Source organism: Sphaerisporangium viridialbum, from assembly GCF_049674955.1.
Taxonomy (GTDB): Bacteria; Actinomycetota; Actinomycetes; order Streptosporangiales; family Streptosporangiaceae; genus Sphaerisporangium; species Sphaerisporangium viridialbum.
The window spans coordinates 8635547-8655340 of sequence record NZ_CP187232.1 but is presented as its reverse complement, the minus strand read 5'-3'; the positions used below and the strand labels follow the sequence as shown (position 1 = coordinate 8655340).

The following is a 19794-nucleotide window of genomic DNA, read 5'->3' as shown; positions in this document are numbered from 1 at the left end:
GGTTTTGCCATTACGTAAAGTAATGGCAAGGGGTTACGGTCCGCCCGGAATTCGTCAATGTTTGCGGATGAAGGTCAGGCCGTCGGCGATGGGGAGGAGGGTGCTGGTCACGCGGGTGTCCCTCATGACCAGGTCGTTGAAGTCGCGCATCGTCGCGGCCTCGCCGTCGGTGTAGTCGGCCACGCTGCCGTGGCGCAGGGTGTTGTCCATGAGGATGATGCCGCCGGGGGCCAGCCGGGACATGATCGCCTCGTAGTAGACGGGGTAGCCGGCCTTGTCCGCGTCGATGAAGGCCAGGTCCACCTCGGGCCGTACGGGGAACCGCTGGAGCGTCTCGGCGGCGGGGCCGAGCCGCAGCTCGATGAGGCCTGCGACGCCGGCCTTCTCCCAGTACTTGCGGGCGATCGACGTCCACTCGTCGCTCACGTCGAAGCAGGTCAGCCTGCCGTCGGCGGCCAGCCCCCGGGCGATGCAGATCGAGGAGTAGCCGGTGAACGTGCCGATCTCCACGACGTTACGGGCCCCGCTGATCTGGGTGATCATCGTCAGGAAGGTGCCCTGCTCAGGCGATATCTGCATGCCGGCGCTGTCGCCGGTGGCCGTGAGCGTCTCCTCGGCCAGCTCTTTGAGGACCTCGTCGGGCGGGGTCGTGTGCCCGACGATGTACTCGGCGACGTCGGCGTTGATGAACGAGAATGCCTTCATGCGGGCCATTCTCCGCCCTCCGGCGCCTTTGGCACGGCGAACCGCGCGGGCGGGGCCACTTCACGACATCAGCCCTCGCAGGTCCCGGATGCTGAGATCGATGTGCCACATGGTGGCGAGGTGTGGCACACTTCGTAGCACCATGTTCTACGGTCTGCTCATTATCAGCAGGCGCGCTGGCTGAAAAGGGACACCGCCAGCGCGCAGACCTCTCACGTCCGTGAGGGGTCTTTTTGTTTGGGCCAGGTTCCGGCCTTAGGCGGAAACCGCGCGCGGCGAACGAAAAGCACCCCCTCGAAGGAGACGAAACCATGGCTGACGACCGCTTCCACGTGTACGACACGACGCTGCGTGACGGCGCGCAACAGGAGGGGCTCTCCCTCACCGTCGCCGACAAGCTCGCCGTCGCACGCCATCTGGACGGCCTGGGCGTGGGCTTCATCGAGGGCGGCTGGCCCGGCGCCAACCCCAAGGACACCGAGTTCTTCCGGCGGGCTCAAACAGAGCTCGACCTGAAGCACGCGCAGCTCGCCGCGTTCGGCGCGACCCGCCGAGCCGGTGTGAAGGCGGCCGACGACCCGTTGGTGGCCGCGCTGCGCGAATCCGGCGCGCCGGTCGTGACCCTTGTCGCCAAGAGTCACGACCGGCACGTGGAGCTGGCCCTCCGTACGACTCTCCAGGAGAACCTCGCGATGATCCGCGACACGGTTTCTCACCTTCGTGCGGAGGGACAGCGGGTCTTCCTCGACGCCGAGCACTTCTTCGACGGCTACAAGTCCAATCCAGCGTACGCGCTGGAGGTCCTGCGCACCGCCGCCGAGGCCGGGGCGTCCGTCGTCGCCCTGTGCGACACCAACGGCGGCATGCTGCCGGACGAGCTGGCCGACGTCGTGCACGAGGCGGTCGCCACCGGCGCCCGCGTCGGCATCCACTGCCACGACGACACCGGCTGCGCCGTCGCCAACTCCCTCGCCGCGGTCAAGGCCGGCGCCACCCACGTGCAGGGCTGCGCCAACGGGTACGGCGAGCGGTCGGGCAACGCCAACATCTTCACCGTCGTGGCCAACCTCCAGCTCAAGCGGGGCTTCGACCTGGTGCCGGCGGATTCACTGGCCGACATGACCCGCATCGCGCACGCGATCACCGAGGTCACCAACGTCACGCCGAACTCCCACCAGCCGTACGTCGGCGTCTCGGCCTTCGCGCACAAGGCCGGCCTGCACGCCAGCGCGATCAAGGTCGACCCGAACCTGTACCAGCACATCGACCCGGCCCAGGTCGGCAACGACATGCGCATGCTCGTCTCCGACATGGCCGGCCGCGCGTCCGTGGAGCTGAAGGGCAAGGAGCTCGGGTACGACCTCACCTCCGGCCAGTCCCGCGAGCTGGTCGACCGGGTGAAGGACCTGGAGTCCAAGGGTCACACCTTCGAGGCCGCCGACGCCTCGTTCGAGCTGCTGCTCCGCGACACGGTCACGGGGGAGCGCAGGCGCCACTTCACCGTCGAGTCCTGGCGGGTCATCGTCGAGCGGCGGCCCGGCGGCGACGTCGTCAGCGAGGCGACCGTGAAGCTCCACGCCAAGGGCGAGCGCATCGTCGCCACCGGCGAGGGCAACGGCCCGGTCAACGCGCTCGACCGCGCCGTACGCCTCGGCCTGGAGAAGCTCTACCCCGAGCTGGCCGAGGTCGAGCTGATCGACTTCAAGGTCCGCATACTTGAGGGCACCCACGGCACCGACGCCGTCACCCGGGTCCTCATCACCTCCAGCGACGCGAGCGGGGAGTGGGCCACCGTGGGCGTTGACGAGAACATCATCGAGGCGTCCTGGCAGGCCCTGGAGCAGGCGGTCACCTACGGCCTCCTGCGCGCGGGCCACACCGCCTGACGACCCCGCCTGGCCACCTCGCCTGGCCACCCCGCCTGGCCACGACGCCCAGATCGCGCACCGACCTGACCGCACCGCCCTGCGCCATGATCACCCGTCGCGCAGGGCGGCCAGCTCGCGCCATTCGCGCAGCGGAAGGCCGGCGGAGCCGGGGGTGAGGACCTGCAGGCACACGTGGTCGGCCCCGGCGTCGAAGTGCTCGCGCACGCGTTCGGCGATGACCTTCATGTCGCCGTAGGCGACGATCGCGTCCACCAGCCGGTCGCTGACGCCTCCGGTCATGTCGGCGTCGCCGAACCCGAGCCTGCGCAGGCTCGCCTGCTGGTGCGGCGCCGCTGCGGCGTAGAAGGCGACGTGCTCCGTGGCGACCTCGCGGGCCCTCGTGAGGTCGGTGTCCAGCACCACGGCCTGCTCGACCGCGAGGAAGGCGTCCGGGCCCATGATCTCCCGGGCTCGCCGGGTGTGCTCCACGGGCACGAAGTACGGGTGCGCGCCCCACGTACGCGCGGCGGCGAGCTCCAGCATCTTGGGGCCGAGCGCGGCCAGCACCCGCTGCGGCGGCGCCGCCGGTGCCGCGGAGCTGAGCGGGATCGCGTCCATGGCGTCGAGGTAGGCGTTCATGGTCTGTACGGCGCGGCCACGGCTGGGGATGCTGTAGCCGTCCATCTGGATCGGGGTGTCGCTGATCCGGTGCCCGCCGAGCCCGAGCAGGAACCGGCCGGGGAACGCCTCGTTGATCGACCTCTCGCCGGCGGCCATGGCGATCGGGTTCCGGAAGGCGATGTTGGCGATGCCCGCCGCGACGACCAGCCGCTCGGTGGCCGACAGCAGCAGCCACGACTGGCTGGTGCTGTCGCGGCCGAACCCTTCGCCGAACCACAGGGCTCGGTACCCCAGCTCCTCGATCTCCGCCGCGGCCTCGCGCACCCTGGTCGCGGGCTGTTCCTCGAAGGCGAAGGTCCAGATGCCCACGCGTCCGAGGTCGAGCCGTCCGTCGTTCATGTCTGAAAGCTCCCACCCGAAATAATCCGGAGAGCTTCTCCGGATATCTTCGGCCTATAATACGGAGAACTTCTCCGCTTGCAACACCTCTGGAGCACTCGATGGGAACGCGGCCTCTGCGAGCCGACGCGCGGCGCAACCGCGATCACCTGGTCACGGTCGCCACCTCGGTGTTCGCCGAAGAGGGGCCCGAGGCGTCCCTGAACGAGATCGCCCGCCGGGCCGGGGTCGGCCCCGGGACGCTCTACCGCCACTTCCCGACGCGGCAGGAGCTGCTGGTCGCCGTGTTCAAGGACAGGGTGACGACGCTGTGCGCCAAGGCGGAGACGCTGGCGGCGGGGTCCCCGCCCGGGGAGGCGCTGACCGGGTGGCTGCACGCCCTGCTCGCCCACGCCCTCACCGACCGGGGGCTCGGGACCACGATGATGAGCGCCGGGCCCGTGTCTGGCTTCGACTGCTCGGCGCTGATGCGCTCGGCGGCGGACGGCCTGCTCACCACCGCCAGGGACGCCGGAGCCGTACGTCCCGACCTCGAACTGGACGACCTCTTCGAGATCGTCACCGGCCTGGCCCTGGCCACCGGCGACCTCGGCCGAGCCACCCGCCTGCTCTCCCTCGCCTTAGACGGCCTGCGCAACCCCGCTGGTTGATCGTCGGCGGGGGGTTCAGCGCCGGGAGAACGACGTTCGCCTTCGGGTCACTGATCCGCATATCCCCCGACCGTGACGTGGATGCCGCGACCCCGGGGGAGATCGAACCCCGGGGTCGCGACGTTCACGTCCTCCGGCTCTCGGAGGAGGCTCCCGCCTGCCGTCCGGCGAGGTGCTCGGCGGCGTCCGGCATGTCGGCGGAGACGACGACGCCATCGCATCGGACGATGCGGAAGCGGGGCCTTCGCGGATCTGCGACGTAGACGGTCGCGACCAGAGCCGGCCCGGCGTACACGTCCATGTGCGGTGCCATCAGAACCGTCCTGCTGAACCGGGTCCTGGGCCCCTGCAGGGTGAGGCGGATCCGATCCACGGGCCGGCATCGGAAGCCCGGCAGGATGTCGCTCAGCTCGGCGAGTGCACGGCGGTACGCGCCCGCCTTGGCCGGGGAGACGCTGCCGGCCGGCGGCTCGTCCCGGATCACCATCCGCGACCGTCTCGTACGCGCTGAGCCTCGGCGTCGCGCATCATCCGTCGCAGTTCCGCGGCCGTACGCGCTTCGACCACCTCGTCGCCGAGCCCCTCAAGGCACGCGAACGCGCAGAACCGGCGCCGGTGCGTCAGATAGACCACCACCCACCCGGGCTCCAGTACGTCGAGCTGCGCGGCCTCCGCTTTCTGAACGACGTCACGCGGCCGGCGAACCACCTCCTCCACAGGCCTCCCCGAACGATGCCGCCCGCCCACCTGCCGCCGAACAGCAAGGACACTCACCGCGCCCCCCTTCGTCCGCTGAAGTTCTGCGTTCGACGAGGATCGGATTTACAGTCATGCATGGGTCGCACCTCCAGTGTGCGATCAAGGAGCCCGCCAGGTGTCCACGCCTCGGCGGGCTCGCCTTCTCGGGTGACGTTGCGCTATCGAGCAAGCGCATCGCGTAGGGCCTCTGTGTCATGCTGGAGGTGATCAGACCTGATTCCAAGGGCAACGTTTTGGCAGAATACGCTGGCCAAACGGGACCAAAACGAGGAGCTGGCATGCCTCGCACCCCCGACCCGGTAGACCCTGCGGCATCCCCCTGGCATCTCTTCGGAGCCGGCCTGCGGCATTGGCGGGAACAACGCGGTCTGACGCTTCAACAGGCAGGAGCGGAAACCCTGGGCGACTGGTCGAATCTGGCCCGATGGGAACGAGGTGAGCGAAAACCGTCAACTGATGCTGTGAAGAGGCTCGACCGCCTCTACGGCGCGGACGGGTTTCTTGTGGCCTTGCATGCTTCCGCGCTTGCCAATGTGGCGTTGTCAGCCGATTCGGCTTCTCCCGCACAGTGGGATGGTGTGGGTATGGACCTTCTGCGCCGTCGTCTCCTCGCTGGAATGGCCGCTGTTGGAGCCGCTGCGGCCGTGCCGCCCATGGATGGCCTCGAAAGCCTCAGGACAATCATCGACCACAGGATCGGACGTCCAAGGATCGGCGACTGGGAGGAGAGCGCGTGGGAATATGCCCACTTGGTGTTTTCCTCTTCCATCCATGAGGTGATACGCGACCTGTCAGTGGACCTGCTCGCTCTCCAGCAGGCCATGACCTCTGTCGCGTCCACTGAGATGACCAGATGGCTGCGGGTCAACACCCAGATGACGATGCTGCTGGCCTACGCGCTCGGTTGCGCGGGGCAAGCGCGTGAATCCCACCATTGGTGGAGGTCCGCACAGCGCTCGGCCGATCAAACCGGCGACCATGAACTCCTGGCGTTGGTATACGCGCGCGAGGCGGTACAGGCACTTCACGAGGGGCGACCGGTGCCGCTGGTGCTGTCCCGCATCACCAAGGCACTGGAACTGACTCAGGGCCGCCCTTGCGTCGCCACCTCCCAGGCCTACGGTGCCCGGGCCCACGCGTTCGCCCTGGTCGGCAACACCGCCGACGCGTACATCGACCTCGAGGCGCAGGCGCGCGTGTACGACTGCCTCCCCGATGCCGTCACCTCGGACAGGCAGTCGATCGATGGGTGGCCAGAGACCAGACTCCTGTACTCGCGGTCTCTGGTGTACACCCTCAAAGGACATTGCGACGTTGATGAGGTTCAACAGGAGGCGATCAACGCCTATCCGTCCGAGTCGAGTCGGCAACGCGCCCAGGTCGAACTACACCGTGCCCATACGGAAGTGCGGCGCGGCCACATCGACTCTGGGCTCGAACACGCGGGCACGGTCCTCACCAGGATGAGTCCCGATCTCATCAACCGGTTCGTGCTGCACAACGCGGCCTTCGTCGCCTCGGCTGTACCTGCGGTAGAGCACACGCGGTCAACAGCGGTCGCATACCGCGAACTACTCATGTCATCGGCAACCAAGAGGAACTGATGGGCATCACGTTTGCGCACTTCGATGGGGAGCAGGCAGCGGACGTAATTGGTGAGGAGTTCGCCACCGTCTATCTGGATATCCGCGCTGAGCCGCCGTACAACTCCGGGCCGCTGTACCAGAGGGACCGATTCCTGGACCGTACCCGCAAACAGATGGCGGGGGAGGGGTTTCATCTCGTGTCCGCCCGAGATGGCGACGCTCTGGCCGGGTTCGCCTTCGGGTTTCGCATTCCCGCCGGGCGGTGGTGGGGTGGCGGTCCAGGTCCTTCTGCGGAACTTGTCGATACCGACAACTTCGCCGTCGTGGAACTCAATCTGATTCGCGAATATCGCGGCAAAGGATACGGCAGGCAGCTCCTGGAGGAATTGCTGGCCACCCGCCCCGAGCCATGGGCGATTCTGCTGTCCTTGCCCGCCGCCCCGGCCCATGCCATGTACGAGCATCTGGGCTGGCAGGTCGTGGCTACGATGCAACCCTTCCCGGACGCCGAAACAGCCGACGTGATGGCCCTCAAGCTCCGTGGCTGAAGTGCCATGGGCGCAGTGGGGGCGCTCTCCTTGCTTGGAAGCGGTGTCCGGTTGCCGCTTCGATCGGGGAGCGCGAGGGGCTTGCCCCTCGTTGGAGGTGTGGGGGCTTGCCCCCACAGGGCGCGGCCCGAGCCGTTCGGCGCGGAGCGCCTGTTTGTGAGGTGCCCCGAACCTTCCGGACTCGGACCCAAGTAGGGTCAGAGGTATTCCGGGAAGGAAGCACGTGGCGAAGAAGCCGAGAATATATCCGCCCGAGTCTCAGCGCGGGCCGATCAGCGATGATAGGGCCACGGGCACGGCTTCCTCCGAAGATCGAACGGTGTCAGATACCGCCGATCTTCAGGAGCCGTGCCCTTTTTCGCACTCGAATTTGGCTTCCGAACTCCGTAAAGGCCCTAGAACGGCCTGACCGGAGTGCACTCCAGCTGTATCTCAGCCAGCATGTCCTTCGAGCGGGATTCGTTTTTGAAGAAGACGGACAGCTGCTGCCGGTATTCCTTCAGCGGATAGGGCGGGGTCCCCGACCAGGTGTAGTAGCCGGTTATCACCGCGGTCGTGTACCACGGGTGGGTGTCGGGGCACTTGAGGAACAGGTTGGTGCCGGTCTGTGGTTCTAGGATCTTGCTGGTCCTGATGGTGACGGTCGCTGGTTGCTGGTCGGCGGCCGAGGCCGGGAGCGCCGGGACAAGAAGCCCACCGGCCAGGGCGGTGGCGATCGCCACACCGGTGATTCCGCGTGTTCTCATGACCTTCTCCTTCACTTCCTTGCCCGAGGGGGGGAAAGTCGTGCCGGAACAGCGTGAACCGGCGAAGCCGCAGGTTCCCGCGCCGTGTCCGGTCACCGGCCAACACGGTTTCTCCCCCAGGGGATCTCCCGGAGAATTCTTCTCACACGATCTTGGGTGCGACTTGCGCCCTGCTTGGACGCCGGTCCAATTAGGGCGGTGGGGGTGGGAGTGGGGAGCGGGAGGGGTCGCGTCCGCTGAGCGGGGAAAGCCATCAACCCGCAGCGTGGGTTCCACTGACCCATGATTGGGACAGTGCCTTCCCTGCGGATCGCCTGCGAATTCGGCAGTACGTTGAGCAGCTCAAACCTAAGAAATCTAGATGAACCGGGTGCCTGTGTTGATCTGCGTCAGGTCGCTCAATTGAAGGAATGAAGATGAAGAGACTGATTGTCCGGGTCTGGCGGCTTTTGCAGGGGCCGCTTCAGTGGTGGGTTCTGTGGATCCGGCATGCCAAGTTCATGGTCGGCGTCACAGGGGTCGTGAGGGACGTCGACGGCAACGTGCTCCTGCTCAAGCACCGGTTCTGGCCGGAGGGGCGGCAGTGGGGGCTGCCGAGCGGGTACGCGAACAAGGGCGAGACCTTCGAGGACACGATCGTCCGCGAGGTACGCGAAGAGGCGGGCTTGCACGTCCGTGTCGGACGGCTCTCCTACCTCAAAAGCGGCTTCAAGCTGCGAGTGGAAGTGGCGTACGAGGCGGAGGCGACCGGCGGAACGATCACCATCGACTCCTTCGAAATCCTGGAGGCGCGCTGGTTCTCACCGGACGACCTTCCAGAAGACATCCAGGAGTCCCATCGCCTCCTGATCCACGGCAAGCCGGATTAGCAAGAGCCAGTGTGCAACCTTGACCGAACTTCTCCGACGCCGCGCGAGATCGGTCTTCCTGCGCCTTCACGCGACTTCATCTAGATTGCTTCGCGTGAATGACGGACAGCCGATCGACTATGACGCCGTTCGCCGCCGGTTCCCATTGGCCGGCCTGGTGAACACGGGGCAGCATGATCTCTCCGCGCGATACAGAGAGATCATGCTGCGCCGCGATGGGGCCCCAGCTTGTGCTACGAGAGGTTTCCGGAGGCGGCTCGGAAGGAGGTGGCGCCGTCGGAGGTTTCGACCTTGACGCGGGTGCCGGAGCAGGTGATGTCAGGCTTGTCCGTGCCCGGGACGACGACGGTGAGCAGGGAGCCCGTGGCGGGGGAGACCACCACTGAGGCGGGCACCTTCTTCATGTAGGACGGCGACACCCACCCCTGGTACGGGTTCGTCTGGCCGCGCACGACCGACTGGCCGGAGATCGGCTTGCACGACGGCATGGCGAGCTGGACGAGTGTGGCCTTCCACCCGGACTTGTCCTTCACCACGATCTGGCCGCCGCTGGTGGAAACCGGGGTGAGCGCCGGGTCGAGGTGCCAGTAGCTGCGGGCCTGCGCGCCGGACGGCACGGTGTCGAGCACCGCCATCAGGTCGTCGCCGTGGTTGACCAGCACCGATCGGGTGCGGCTCACGCCGTAGGCCTTGTCGGTGAGTTTGTACGACTGCCGGTCGCCCTTGATCGAGGAGTTGACCAGCGGCGTGGCCGTACGCCCCCGGAACGGCTTGCCCACCACGACCGGCACGTTGTGCGCCTCGGGGGACATCGTCCAGTAGCGGTAGGAGGTCTGCTCGTAGGAGTGGAAACCGGCCTCCACCAGCACGTCATGGCCCTGCGCGTAGTAGGTCACGCCCATGTGGTCCTCGTGCCCGTGGAACTTCAGGGCCGGGCCGAACCGGATGGAGTAGTACGCGGACTCGGGCTTGTCCCACGCCGTACGGCCGAAGGCGTAGCCGGCCTTGAACACCTGCACGGTCTTCTTGGAGTGCTTGTAGCCCGAGGGCTTGACGTCGGCGCCGCCGTCGCCGATCGGCACCATGAAGCCGTTCGGCCCGGTGGCGTGGGTGATGTACGCCTCCAGCGACTCCCAGCGCTTCTCGATCTCGGACGGAATCTTGCGCCCGCAGTCGGTGATGGCCTCCATCCCGACCTTCAGCCGCTCGTGGACGTAGATGCCGTAGCGCGGAGCCTGCTCCTGGAGCGCGCCCTGCGAGTCGATGTCCAGCTTCACCGATCCGGTCATGCGCCGGATGGCGAGGTCAGTCCATTCCTTGTGCCCGGTACGGCAGCCGATGCGCAGCAGCGCGATGTCCTGGTCCATGCCGTGGTTGTGGCCCTTCTCGTACAGGGCCGGGTTCGACAGCATCTTGGCGTGGTCGGCGAGGCTGCCGGTGAGCCATGACGCCTTGACGTGCCTGCTCAGGCACACGAGCACGGGGGCGCGCAGCGCGATGGGGTGCTCGGCCCAGGCGTACTGGCTGGCGCGGGAGCTGCCGCGCGGGTTGCTCTCCACCCAGCTCTTGACCAGCTCGGTGGCACGCTTGAGGTAGCTCTCCTCCCCGGAGGTCTCGTAGTCGGCGACGAGCCTGCCGACCCAGCGCAGCGAGGAGAAGACCATGTCCCAGGAGCGGTTCTTGTACGGGCTCCAGCGCCAGTCGATCGTCTTGCCGATCTTGACGGGCGGCAGGTCGAGGAACTGCACCTCGCCCGACATGACCTGGGCGGAGGTCGGCGTGGCGGGTAGCCAGTCGCCCTGACACTCCGCGCTGGGCTTCACGGCCGCCAGCGTGTCGAGGGCGGCGGCCGGTGCCGCCTGGGAGATCCCGCCACCGGTCAGGAGGAGGGTGAGGAGAAGACCGAGAGCTCGTGTGCGGCGGCGCACGCCAGTTCCTTCCGTGGCCATAGTGGGGGCGGATCATGCTGGCCGAATCCCACCAAATAGGTCAAGTCGCACGGGGCTCATCGGTCACATCGTTAACAACCAGTTGCCGGAGCCCCAGGTAATTCCCAGATTCCGGGGTACCCGTACGCCTCCGGCCGCGAGGCGCGCGACCGGAGGCGTATGAGGGAAGGTCACATGGAGTGGGCGCGGGCCTGCCTCGGGAGGCGGAACCCGAGCGCGAACGCGAGCGCGATCAGGCCGATGGTGACCAGCGAGGTCGTCTCGGCGGCGTCGAGGGCGTCGCGCACGGTGTGGTGGGCCTGGGTGCCGAGGACCGCGAAGAAGATCGTGCCGATCACGGCGACGCCCAGCGACATGCCGAGCTGCTGGACGGCCTGCAGGGCGCTGGAGGCCGAGCCCACCTCGTGGTCGGCGACGTCGCCGAGGATGATGTCGAAGAGCGGCACGAAGATCATGCCCATGCCGACGCCGCCGATCAGCAGCGGGACGATGAAGTCGGTGCTGCCGATGCCCACGCCCGACTGCCTGAGCACCACGCAGAGGACGGCCAGCCCGATGCCCATGCCGGCCAGGCCGAGGTGCAGCAGCCTGCGGCCGAGCTTGGCCATCAGCGCGCCGCTGACGCCGGATCCGATCATCGCGCCCAGCGCCCACGGCATCGTGGTCAGGCTGGCCCTCAGGGGCGTGTAACCCAGGCCGACCTGCATGAAGACGCCGAGGGTGAGCATGGTGCCGCCCATCGCGCCGGTGAACACGATCGCGAACAGCACGCCCGAGACGTACGAGCGCCTGGCGAACACGCTGGGCTCGACCAGCGGGGTCGCCCCCGCGCGCTTGCGGCGGAGCTGGTGCCACCCGAACAGCACGAGCACGGGGATCGAGCACGCCAGCATGGCGAAGATCCAGACCGGCCAGCCCAGCTCACGCCCCTGGACCAGCGGGAAGATCAGCATGAACGTGCCCGCCGCCGCGAGGACCACGCCCAGCGTGTCGAGGCGCGCGGAGCGGACCGCGGGAGGCGTGGCCGGCAGGAAGCGAGCCGCGACCACGAGGACGAACCCGCCGATGGGCGCGTTGACCAGGAAGATCATGCGCCAGCCGGTGCCGAACAGGTCGGCGTCGATCAGCACGCCGCCGACGATGGGCCCGAGCACCGCCGACAGGCCCATGATCGGCCCGAAGGCGGTCCACGCCTTCTTCATCTCGGCGGGCGGGAACAGGTCGCGGATGAGGCCGAAACCCTGCGGCAGCATCACCGCGCCGAACGCGCCCTGCAGCCCCCGTGCGGCGAGCAGCATCTCGGGCGAGACCGACACGGCGCAGATCATCGAGGCGAGGGTGAACCCGCCGACGCCGACCAGCAGCATGCGCTTACGGCCGAACATGTCGCCGAGCCGCCCGCCGATGAGCAGCATGACCGCCAGCGCCATGGTGTAACCCGCGGCCATCCACTGCACGGTGGCATACGAGCCGCCAAGGTCCGCACGGATCGCCGGCGCGGCGGTGTTCATCACGGTCGAGTCGAGAAGGTCCATCACGCTCGAGGCCATCACGGCCGAGAAGGCGAGCCAGCGCCACCGGTACGGGGACGCCGCTCCGGCCGCGGGAGGGGCTTCGAGTATTGCGGTCATCAGGTCTCCTGAGTACGACGACGATGAGACCACGCTAGGGTCGATAGCGGCCACTTTCTGACCTGAATGACGAGCACCCTGAAGATATGGCGAACACGAGCTCACGAACGCTGCGGCTGCTCTCCCTGCTCCAGACACACCGCTACTGGCCGGGCACTGAGCTGGCCGGAAGGCTGGAGGTCTCCGTCCGCACCCTGCGCCGCGACGTCGACCGGCTCCGCGAGCTCGGCTACCCGGTGGAGGCCCATCGCGGCGTCGACGGGGGCTACCAGCTCGCCGCGGGGGCCGCGCTGCCGCCGCTGCTGGTCGACGACGAGGAGGCGGTCGCGCTGGCCATCGGCCTCCGGCTGGCCGCCCAGGGAGCGGTCGCCGGCATCGAGGAGTCCTCGGTACGCGCGCTGACGAAGATCGTCCAGGTCATGCCGCCCCGCCTGCGCAGGCGCATCGAGGCGCTGCGCGCCGCCACCGTGCCCACGGTCTGGGGCGCGGGGCCGACCGTCGACGCCGGGGTGCTCACCGCCGTCGCGCAGGCCTGCCGGGACGAGGAACGGCTGCGCTTCTCCTACAAGGCGCGCGGGGGAGAGCTGACCGACCGCCATGTCGAGCCGCACCGGCTGGTCTCGCTCGGCCGCAGGTGGTACCTGGTCGCCTACGACCTGACCCGCCACGACTGGCGCAGCTTCCGGCTCGACCGGCTCGGCGACCCGCGCAGCACCGCCGAGCGGTTCCGTCCGCGCGAGCTGCCCGCCGAGGATGCCGCGACGTTCGTACGGGCCGGCATCGACAACATCGTCCCGCCGCTCGCCGTCGAGGCGGTGGTGCACGCGCCCGCCGCGACCGTGCGCGTCGCCGTCGGCCAGTGGGCGACGATCGAGGAGATCGACGACGGGCGGTGCCGGCTGCGCATGACGTCCGACACGCTCGACTGGCCGGCGATGGCGCTGGGCATGGTGGGCGCGGAGTTCGAGGTGATCCACCCGCCCGAGCTGGTCGACCACCTCCGCGACTGGGCCGCCCGCTTCACCCGCGCCACCGGCACATGATCGCCCGGTCCACCCATGTCGCCGGGCCCGCGTCACGTTCGCCCGTGGGCAGGTGCGGGAGGGCTGAGAGGCGCTACTTCTTGTGACCTGCGCTCTGCACGACCTCGAAGGACCACAGCTCGGACCCCGTCGCGGCCGGGCCCTGCCCGTGGCCGTGCCCCTGGGCCGCCGCCTGGCCGTGCCCGTGGCCCTCGCCCTGCCCCTGCGCCTCGGCCTCGGCCCTCGCCCGCGCGTGGCCGGCCTGGAACGCCTGGCTCTCCTGCCAGCGCTGGAAGTCCTCCTCGCTGCGCCAGCGCGTGTACACGAGATAGCGGTCGGTGCCCTCGACCGGCCTGAGCAGCTCGAACCACTCGAAGCCGTCGGACGACTCCACCATCCCTGCGCGGTTGCCGAACCGGCTTTCAAGCGCCTCGCGCATCTCGGCCGGGACGGTCAGCGCGTTGATCTTCACCACGGACATGTCCACTCCTCGTCAGGCGTGCTCGTACCCCTCGCCGGGCCGTCCTGGACGGTACCGAGCCCGGTAACGCCACCCTACGATCACCGGCCCCCGCCCGTACGGCTCCCGCCTCTTCCGCCGCCGATGCCGCGCATAAGCTGGGAGAACACCGTCTAGGTATCCCGGAGGGCGATGGCCATGAAGAAGGGCATCCATCCCGATTACCACCCGGTCGTCTTCCGTGACCCGAGCGCGAACTTCGCCATTCTCACCCGGTCGACGATCCGGAGTGACAAGACCATCGAGTGGTCGGACGGCAAGGTGTACCCCGTCGTCGACGTGGACGTCTCCTCGGCGAGCCACCCGTTCTACACCGGCCGCAGCCGCGTGATGGACACCGCCGGCCGGGTGGAGCGCTTCAGGCAGCGGTACGCCGGGCGCCGCGGCCAGGCGGACACCGAAGGCCAGGCGGGCACCCAAGACCAGGAGAACGCCGAAGGCCGGGCGGGCGCCGAGGAGACGACGACTCCTGAGCCGGAGGGACCCGCCGAGGGCTGACGTCCGGCCACGCTGGTGTCCTGGCGGGTTTGCGGGCGGCACTAGCCTTGTGTGGTGCGTATCGCAAGGTTCTCCACAGGTGAAGGTGTCGCGTTCGGCGTGGTCGAGGGCGCTCAGGGTGAGGAGTTCGTCTCCAGGGTCGCCGGGCACCCGTTCGGCGAGATCCAGTTCACCGGCGAGCGTTTCCCGCTCCAGGAAGTCCGCCTCGTGACGCCGATGCTGCCCAGCAAGGTCATCGCGGTCGGCAAGAACTACGCCGAGCACGCCCGCGAGATGGGCGGCGAGCCTCCGGCCGAGCCACTGATCTTCAGCAAGCCGTCCACGTCGGTGATCGGCCACGGCGAGGCGATCGTGTACCCCCACAAGCTCTCCGAGCGGGTCGACTACGAGGGCGAGCTCGCCGTCGTCATCGGCCGCCTGTGCCGCGAGGTGCCGGTCGAGCGGGCCCACGAGGTCATCTTCGGATACACCTGCGCGAACGACGTCACCGCCCGCGACCTCCAGCGCAAGGACGGGCAGTGGACCAGGGCCAAGGGGTTCGACACGTTCTGCCCGCTCGGCCCGTGGATCCAGACCCAGCTCGACCCCTCCGACCTCGCGATCACGACGACCGTCAACGGCGAGCTCAAGCAGAGCGCGCGCACATCCCAGCTCATCCACGACATCCCGAAGCTGATCGCCTACATCACCGAAGTCATGACCCTCATCCCGGGGGACGTGATCCTCACCGGCACGCCGGAGGGGGTCGGCCCGCTCGATGACGGCGACGAGGTCAGCGTGGGCATCGAAGGCATCGGCACTCTCACGAACCGGGTGGTTCCCCGTGACTGACCTCCAGCCCGAGCCCGCCCTCAGGGTCCGTTTCGCTCCGTCCCCGACCGGCATGTTCCACGTCGGCGGGGCCCGTTCCGCGCTGTTCAACTGGGCGCTCGCCGAGCAGACCGGCGGCCGGTTCGTCCTGCGCGTGGAGGACACCGACGCCGCGCGCAACCGGCCCGAGTGGACCGAGGGCATCATCTCGGCCCTCGCCTGGATCGGCATCCACGGCGAGTCCCCGCACTTCGAGGGGCCGTACTTCCAGTCGGCGTACGAGGAGCAGCACCGCGCCGCCGCGGCGAAGCTGATCGCGGACGGCAAGGCGTACCACTGCACCTGCACCCGCGACGAGGTGAAGGCGCGCACGGGCTCGGAGCACCAGGGGTACGACGGGTTCTGCCGCGACCGGGGCCTGCCGGAGGGCGCGGTGCGCTTCCGCACGCCCGACGAGGGTGTGACCGTGGTCGACGACCTGGTCCGCGGCCGGGTGGAGTTCCCGAACCAGGCCATCGAGGACTTCGTCATCGCCCGGGCCGACGGATCCCCGCTGTTCGTCCTCGCCAACGTGGCCGACGACATCGAGATGCGGATCACCCACGTCGTCCGCGCCGAGGAGCACCTGTCGAACACCCCCAAGCAGCAGCTGCTCTGGGACGCGCTCGGTGTCGCCCCGCCGACGTGGGCGCACCTGCCCGTCATCGTCAACGAGAAGCGGCAGAAGCTCTCCAAGCGCCGCGACAAGGTGGCGCTGGAGTCCTACCGCGACGAGGGCTACCTCCCCGAGGCGATGGTCAACTACCTCATGCTGCTCGGCTGGGGCCCCGGGGACGACCGCGAGATCATGCCGTGGTCCGAGATGGTGCCGCTGTTCAAGCTCGCCGATGTGAACCCCTCCCCGGCCTTCTTCGACGAGAAGAAGCTGCGGGCGTTCAACGGTGAGTACATCAGGGCGCTGCCGGTCGAGGTCTTCATCAGGCGCTGCGACCCCTGGCTCGACCAGAGCTGGGGCCGCGAGACCTTCGCCAAGGTCGCGCCGCTGGCCCAGACACGCATCACGGTGCTGTCCGAGATCACGGCCAACGTCGACTTCCTCTTCCTCGACGAGCCGGTCTTCGACCAGGCGAGCTGGGACAAGGCGATGAAGCCCGGCGCGGAGAACATCCTGGCCGGCTACCTCGCACGGCTGGAGACGGTCTCCTTCGACACCGAGTCGCTGAAGACCGCCCTGGAGGAGGTCGGCGCCGAGCACGGGCTGAAGCTCGGCAAGGCCCAGGCCCCGGTCCGCGTCGCGATCACCGGCCGCACGGTGGGGCTTCCGCTGTTCGAGTCGATCGAGGTGCTGGGCCGCGAGAAGGCCGTCGAGCGGCTGCGCACCGCTCTGGCGAAGCTCCAGGCACAGACCCCTGCCTGAGCGGCGGGCCATCGCTCCGGGCACAGACCTCTGCCTGAGCGGCGGGCCATCGCTCCGGGCGCGGACCCCGGCCTGAGCGGTCGGCCGAGGCAGGCCATCGCCGGCCTCGAAGGGGACCCTGCACGGCTCACCGCCGCGCCCGGAGCCGGGCGCGGCGGTGAGCCAGCCGTGCCTGTGGCCTCAGAGGAGGCCGCGGCGCTCCAGCAGGGGCGAAAGGTGCGGGTCGCGGCCACGGAAGCTCCTGAAGGCCGTCATGGCGTCCACGCTGCCGCCCCTGGAGAGCAGTTCGCGGCGGAAGGTGTCGCCGTTCTCCCGCGAGAGGCCGCCGTTCTCCTTGAACCACTCCACGGTGTCGGCGTCCAGGATCTCGCTCCAGATGTAGGAGTAGTAGCCCGCGCTGTAGCCGCCCGCCCAGATGTGGGCGAAGTACGTGCTGCGGTAGCGCGGCGGCACGAGCGGCAGGTCGACGTTGGCCTCGCGCAGTGCCCGGCTCTCGAACTCCAGCGGGTCGCCCGGCTCGCCGTCGACGGTGTGCCACGCCCAGTCGAGCAGGGTGGCGGCGAGGTACTCCACGGTCTCGAAGCCCTGGTTGAACTTCTGCGCCTCCAGCATCCGGTCGACCAGGTCCTGCGGCATCGGCTCGCCGGTCTCGTGGTGGCGGGCGTAGTTGGCCAGCACCTCGGGCCAGACGGCCCACATCTCGTTGACCTGCGAGGGGTACTCGACGAAGTCGCGCGGCACCGCAGTACCCGAGAAGCGCGGGAACTGGACGGCCGAGAACAGCCCGTGCAGCGCGTGCCCGAACTCGTGGAACATCGTGTTGACCTGGTCGAAGGTCATCAGCGTCGGCTCTCCGGCCGGAGGCTTGACGATGTTGAGGTTGTTGACCACCACGGGGCGCGTGCCGTCGAGGCGCGACTGCTTGACCAGGCTGTTCATCCACGCGCCGCCGCGCTTGGACTCCCTGGCGTAGAAGTCGCCGAGGAACAGGCCGAGCGGCGAGCCGTCCTCGTCCGACACCTCGAAGACCCGCACGTCGGGGTGGTAGCCCACCAGGTCGGAGCGCTCGCTGAAGTTCAGCCCGTAGAGCTCGTGGGCCGCGTGGAACACCCCGTCGCGCAGCACGCGGTCCAGCTCGAAGTACGGGCGCATCTGGCGGCTGTCGATGGCGTAGCGGGCCTCGCGAACCTTCTCGGCGTAGAAGGACCAGTCCCAGGCCTCGATGTCGAAGCCGGCCGTCTCGCGCAGCTCGCCGGCCTCCCTGTGGGCGTTCGCCACGGCGGCGGGGGTGAGCTTGCCCAGCATCTCGGTGACGGCCTCGGTGCCGGGCGCGGTCTGGTCGGCCACGACGTACGCGGCGTGGCTGGCGTAGCCGAGGAGCGCCGCCCGGTCGGCCCTGAGCTTCGCCATGCGGACGACCAGCTCGGCGTTGTCCCGGAGGCCCCGCTCCGTGGACGCCTTGTGGATGCGCTCGCGCAGGTCGCGGTTCGTCAGCTCGGTCAGCACGGGCTGGCCGGTGGGCAGCACCAGCGTGAGGACGTACTTGCCTTCGAGCCCGCGTGACTTCGCGGTCTCGGCGGCGGCCCTGATGGAGTCCTCCGACAGGCCGTCGAGCTCGGCGGCGTCCTCGACCACGATCGCGGAGGCGTTGGTGTCGGCGAGAAGGTTCTGCTCGAACTGGGTCGAGAGGGTCGACAGCTCCTCGTTGAGGCCCCTGAGCCGCTCCTGGTCGGCAGGCCCCAGCTCGGCGCCCGCGCGGACGAAGTCGGTGACGTAGCGCTCCAGCAGCCACCGCTGCTCGGCGTCCAGTCCGGCGGCGGAGATCGCCTTGATACGGGCGAAGAGCCGCGTGTTGAGGTGGATCGCGTCGCTGTGCTGGGCGAGCTTCGGGGTGACGTCCTTCTGGATCGCCTGGACGGCCGGGTTGGTGTCGGAGGAGGCCTGGTTGAAGAACACCGTGGAGACGCGGTACAGGAGCCGGCCCGACCGTTCGAGCGCCGCCACGGTGTTGTCGAAGGTCGGCGGGTCGGCGCTGCCGGCGATGGCCTCGACCTCCGCGAGCTGCTCGGCCATGCCGCGTTCGAAGGCGGGCGCGTAGTGCTCCTCGCGGATCTCCGCGAACGGCGGCAGCTCGTAGGGCAGGGCACTCGGGACGAAGAAGGGGTTCTCGGTCAACGCGCGGGCTCCTCACGTGGCAAAGGCTCTTCCTTGCAGCGTTACACAGCCGGAGCGGTCCTCGGCACTCCTAACGGGCGATCGGGTGCCACCGGGCCGGATCCAGGGCTCACCAGGGGTGATCCGCCGCTTCGGCAATCGTTTTGGTCTTGGCCCCCAAGCTGGGCTATTCTTTCGGAGTCGCAAGCGCGCCAGCTCTAAGCGGGCCGCGAGCAATGGGGTATGGGGTAATTGGCAGCCCGGCTGATTCTGGTTCAGCTAGTCTAGGTTCGAGTCCTGGTACCCCAGCAGGTTTACCTGTGCAGCGCCTATGCCTTGAAGTAAGGCATAGGCGCTTTCGCTTTCCAGGATCGCAATGGCCTCATCGCGGTGCGAGGACGTGCAAGATCTTGACGATCTCCCGCCACCCGGCTGTCGTGGCCGTGCGTACGTGCGCACGTCGAAGCGGTTGTGCGGTGTCAGGAGAACCGGCGATCGGCGAAGCGCCAGTTCGTCCGGCTTGCTCCGATCTTGGCGGGGCCCCCACCGCTCCGAGCGCGAGGCCGCCGAGCAGGGTCGTGGATCCCTCGGGCGTCATGATGTGGCGCTGCGGCCCTGGTGCTGGCCACGTTCGACGGCGACCGCCGGGGGCCTCTCGGCTGATCGCCCAAGGGTCTCCTGTCCTGCTTGGACGCCATCGTCGATTACGTGAAGGGGAATCGGTTTGGCCGTGCTCTGAAGGGTGCGGTAGAGTTACGCCCGTTGCCGAGGCGTCCGCAGGGGCGCCTCCGTCGGTTCAGAATCCGGTTCCGGCAGGCAGTGGCAAGGTCCCGTCGTCTAGTGGCCTAGGACGCCGCCCTCTCAAGGCGGTAACGCCGGTTCGAATCCGGTCGGGACTACCACACTGCCGCAACATGACCCAGGTCATGCACCACCTGGCTCCGTCGTCTAGTGGCCTAGGACGCCGCCCTCTCAAGGCGGTAGCGCCGGTTCGAATCCGGTCGGGGCTACAGATCGAGAACCCTCGGAAGCATTTCTTCCG

The 19794-nt window shown here is 68.4% G+C and carries 17 protein-coding genes, 3 tRNA genes and 1 pseudogene; 12 read left to right on the top strand and 9 right to left on the bottom strand.

Annotated elements, in window-relative coordinates; genetic code table 11:
- Positions 1–54 precede the first annotated feature (54 nt).
- Positions 55–705, bottom strand: a complete 651-nt coding sequence (locus ACOZ38_RS38965; protein WP_424535943.1) for an O-methyltransferase — start codon at positions 703–705, stop codon at positions 55–57.
- 311 nt (positions 706–1016) lie between these two features.
- Between ACOZ38_RS38965 and cimA the strand changes: the two genes are divergently transcribed.
- Positions 1017–2591, top strand: a complete 1575-nt coding sequence (gene cimA / locus ACOZ38_RS38960) for a citramalate synthase (RefSeq protein ID WP_424535942.1) — start codon at positions 1017–1019, stop codon at positions 2589–2591.
- Between the two features lie 90 nt (positions 2592–2681).
- On the opposite strand, the gene ACOZ38_RS38955 is transcribed toward cimA, so the two are convergent.
- Entirely contained in the window at positions 2682–3593 is a 912-nt protein-coding gene (locus tag ACOZ38_RS38955; protein ID WP_424535941.1) for a TIGR03620 family F420-dependent LLM class oxidoreductase, read from the bottom strand.
- A 101-nt stretch (positions 3594–3694) separates the two neighbouring features.
- On the opposite strand from ACOZ38_RS38955, the gene ACOZ38_RS38950 reads away from it, so the two are divergent.
- On the top strand, positions 3695–4243 hold the full coding sequence (locus tag ACOZ38_RS38950) for a TetR/AcrR family transcriptional regulator (protein WP_424535940.1): 549 nt from the start codon (positions 3695–3697) through the stop codon (positions 4241–4243).
- Positions 4244–4367: 124 nt separating this feature from the next.
- On the opposite strand, the gene ACOZ38_RS38945 is transcribed toward ACOZ38_RS38950, so the two are convergent.
- Both ACOZ38_RS38945 and ACOZ38_RS38940 read right to left on the bottom strand, forming a co-directional pair.
- The gene (locus ACOZ38_RS38945) at positions 4368–4730 is read right to left on the bottom strand and encodes a hypothetical protein (protein ID WP_424535939.1); all 363 of its coding nucleotides are present in this window, start codon (positions 4728–4730) and stop codon (positions 4368–4370) included.
- Positions 4724–4960: a hypothetical protein gene (locus ACOZ38_RS38940; protein WP_424535938.1), complete on the bottom strand. Its 237-nt coding sequence runs from the start codon at positions 4958–4960 to the stop codon at positions 4724–4726. Before ACOZ38_RS38940 ends, ACOZ38_RS38945 begins: the two co-directional genes overlap by 7 nt.
- A 320-nt stretch (positions 4961–5280) precedes the next feature.
- Between ACOZ38_RS38940 and ACOZ38_RS38935 the strand changes: the two genes are divergently transcribed.
- Both ACOZ38_RS38935 and ACOZ38_RS38930 read left to right on the top strand, forming a co-directional pair.
- On the top strand, positions 5281–6606 hold the full coding sequence (locus tag ACOZ38_RS38935) for a helix-turn-helix domain-containing protein (protein ID WP_424535937.1): 1326 nt from the start codon (positions 5281–5283) through the stop codon (positions 6604–6606).
- Entirely contained in the window at positions 6606–7136 is a 531-nt protein-coding gene (locus ACOZ38_RS38930) for a GNAT family N-acetyltransferase (RefSeq protein WP_424535936.1), read from the top strand. The genes ACOZ38_RS38935 and ACOZ38_RS38930 overlap by 1 nt, the downstream gene beginning before the upstream one ends.
- 395 nt (positions 7137–7531) lie before the next feature.
- Here ACOZ38_RS38930 and ACOZ38_RS38925 read toward each other — a convergent pair whose 3' ends face one another.
- Positions 7532–7882, bottom strand: coding sequence for a hypothetical protein (locus ACOZ38_RS38925; RefSeq protein ID WP_424535935.1), 351 nt, complete (start codon positions 7880–7882; stop codon positions 7532–7534).
- A gap of 416 nt (positions 7883–8298) precedes the next feature.
- Here ACOZ38_RS38925 and ACOZ38_RS38920 point away from each other — a divergent pair, with 416 nt between their 5' ends.
- A complete protein-coding gene (locus ACOZ38_RS38920) occupies positions 8299–8751 on the top strand; it encodes an NUDIX domain-containing protein (protein WP_424535934.1) in 453 nt (150 codons plus the stop codon).
- Positions 8752–8984: 233 nt separating this feature from the next.
- Here ACOZ38_RS38920 and ACOZ38_RS38915 read toward each other — a convergent pair whose 3' ends face one another.
- Together ACOZ38_RS38915 and ACOZ38_RS38910 are read right to left on the bottom strand one after the other, a co-directional pair.
- The gene (locus tag ACOZ38_RS38915) at positions 8985–10679 is read right to left on the bottom strand and encodes a heparinase II/III family protein (protein WP_424535933.1); all 1695 of its coding nucleotides are present in this window, start codon (positions 10677–10679) and stop codon (positions 8985–8987) included.
- A gap of 191 nt (positions 10680–10870) precedes the next feature.
- Positions 10871–12331 (bottom strand): DHA2 family efflux MFS transporter permease subunit, encoded by a 1461-nt coding sequence (locus ACOZ38_RS38910; RefSeq protein ID WP_424535932.1) that lies wholly within the window; start codon positions 12329–12331, stop codon positions 10871–10873.
- Positions 12332–12417: 86 nt separating this feature from the next.
- On the opposite strand from ACOZ38_RS38910, the gene ACOZ38_RS38905 reads away from it, so the two are divergent.
- Positions 12418–13374: a helix-turn-helix transcriptional regulator gene (locus tag ACOZ38_RS38905; RefSeq protein WP_424535931.1), complete on the top strand. Its 957-nt coding sequence runs from the start codon at positions 12418–12420 to the stop codon at positions 13372–13374.
- Between the two features lie 73 nt (positions 13375–13447).
- On the opposite strand, the gene ACOZ38_RS38900 is transcribed toward ACOZ38_RS38905, so the two are convergent.
- A complete protein-coding gene (locus ACOZ38_RS38900) occupies positions 13448–13834 on the bottom strand; it encodes an antibiotic biosynthesis monooxygenase family protein (RefSeq protein WP_405141146.1) in 387 nt (128 codons plus the stop codon).
- A 177-nt stretch (positions 13835–14011) separates the two neighbouring features.
- On the opposite strand from ACOZ38_RS38900, the pseudogene ACOZ38_RS38895 reads away from it, so the two are divergent.
- The 3 genes and pseudogenes from ACOZ38_RS38895 to gltX all read left to right on the top strand — a co-directional run.
- A pseudogene (locus tag ACOZ38_RS38895) lies at positions 14012–14245 on the top strand (type B 50S ribosomal protein L31); the annotation flags it as partial.
- 180 nt (positions 14246–14425) lie between these two features.
- Complete coding sequence (locus ACOZ38_RS38890) at positions 14426–15202, top strand: fumarylacetoacetate hydrolase family protein (protein ID WP_424535930.1); 777 nt, start codon at positions 14426–14428, stop codon at positions 15200–15202.
- The gene (gene gltX, locus ACOZ38_RS38885) at positions 15195–16598 is read left to right on the top strand and encodes a glutamate--tRNA ligase (protein WP_424535929.1); all 1404 of its coding nucleotides are present in this window, start codon (positions 15195–15197) and stop codon (positions 16596–16598) included. Before ACOZ38_RS38890 ends, gltX begins: the two co-directional genes overlap by 8 nt.
- A 180-nt stretch (positions 16599–16778) precedes the next feature.
- Here the strand turns inward: gltX and ACOZ38_RS38880 are convergent, their stop codons facing one another.
- Positions 16779–18773, bottom strand: a complete 1995-nt coding sequence (locus ACOZ38_RS38880) for a M3 family metallopeptidase (protein WP_405141140.1) — start codon at positions 18771–18773, stop codon at positions 16779–16781.
- A 216-nt stretch (positions 18774–18989) separates the two neighbouring features.
- On the opposite strand from ACOZ38_RS38880, the gene ACOZ38_RS38875 reads away from it, so the two are divergent.
- The 3 genes from ACOZ38_RS38875 to ACOZ38_RS38865 all read left to right on the top strand — a co-directional run bounded on the left by ACOZ38_RS38875 (position 18990) and on the right by ACOZ38_RS38865 (position 19762).
- Positions 18990–19061, top strand: a tRNA-Gln gene (locus ACOZ38_RS38875).
- Positions 19062–19578: 517 nt separating this feature from the next.
- Positions 19579–19654: transfer RNA gene (locus ACOZ38_RS38870), tRNA-Glu, on the top strand.
- A 35-nt stretch (positions 19655–19689) separates the two neighbouring features.
- A tRNA-Glu gene (locus ACOZ38_RS38865) sits at positions 19690–19762 on the top strand.
- Positions 19763–19794: the final 32 nt, after the last annotated feature.